This window comes from Limosilactobacillus ingluviei DSM 15946 (assembly GCF_001435775.1).
GTDB lineage: Bacteria > Bacillota > Bacilli > Lactobacillales > Lactobacillaceae > Limosilactobacillus > Limosilactobacillus ingluviei.
The window spans coordinates 1-1,147 of the sequence record NZ_AZFK01000035.1; the positions used below are offsets into that span (position 1 = coordinate 1).

A 1,147-nucleotide genomic window follows, 5' to 3' on the forward strand; every position below is an offset into this window, starting at 1 on the left:
CTGCTATATAAAATGTAGAACAACATAGAAGAGTAACTCTTTTATGCTGTTAGAAAGAATATAGTTTTCCTTTCTTAGATTTTATTCATCATCGTTAAAACGCCAGTATTCCCGCTCACCCAACTTGAGGTCAACGACAGGGACTGACTAGAATGACATCCAGGGGAAGTTACTTCCCCAGAGCCAATAGCCCGGCTCCATTCCAACTTAAAGCAAAGCTAATAAATTAGCGACCGCATTTGCATCGCGGTCCAACGTCGCGCCGCACTGATAACAGATATATTCATCATGCTTCGTGTGATACTTGTGATTACCAGCTAAGGTGACCTTATCATCACCTTGCTTGATATGGCCACAAACGGAACAGCGTTGGGTACTCGGGTAGAAACGATCCGCTACAAGCAAGGCTTTCCCGTACCAAGCACATTTGTAGGTCAGAACCTGGCGAAAATACCCAAACAGCGACCGATGTAAGCCTTTCGAAGCAACGTGACTCATTTGCATCTTTTTAACCGCTAAGTCCTCAATCACGATCTGATCGTAATTGCTGACCAATTGGGTCGTGAATTTTTGCATCAAGTCGTGCTGGACATTTGCCACCCGGCGGTAATCACACTGCAACTTGGCTCTCATTTTGGCGTAATTTTTGCTTTGGATGGCTTGTTTGCCGTTGACCTTGCGCTTGCGAGCTAATTGACGTTGGTAATGCTTGATTCGCTTGTAGATTTTTTGCAAGTGACCAGGCAAGGTATTAATCCGACCAGCGGTGTAATCAAAATGGCCAACATTAACATCAACCGCTGTCTTGACCCCGGTTTTCGTTTTTTCCGGCACCATAACTTCAAAGGGCAGACTCGCCCAGTACTGACCGTTTTCCCGGTAAATCGAAACCACCTTTAACTCACCAGTCAAATTGCGGGCCCCTTTGAATTTGATATCAAACCACGGCGTCTTAACACCGAGCGGTTTGTCGAGCCGTAAGCGACCATTGACCAGCTTGGCCCGGTCGGTCTTAAAGCCCTGGCGGGGGGCTTTTTTCGACTTGAAGTGCGGCTTGCCCCAATCCGGTTGGGCCCGGTCAAAAAAGTTCTGCCACGCTTTACCCAGATCAGAAATCGCCAACTGCAGACACCGCGCCGACAGTTGA

1 protein-coding gene is annotated in these 1,147 nt (G+C 47.4%); it reads right to left on the bottom strand.

Going from position 1 to position 1,147, the window contains the following annotated elements; translation table 11 throughout:
* Positions 1-207: 207 nt before the first annotated feature.
* Positions 208-1,147, bottom strand: a 940-nt coding sequence (locus FC43_RS04960; RefSeq protein WP_056954594.1) for an RNA-guided endonuclease InsQ/TnpB family protein, incomplete at its 5' end; no start/stop codon positions are given.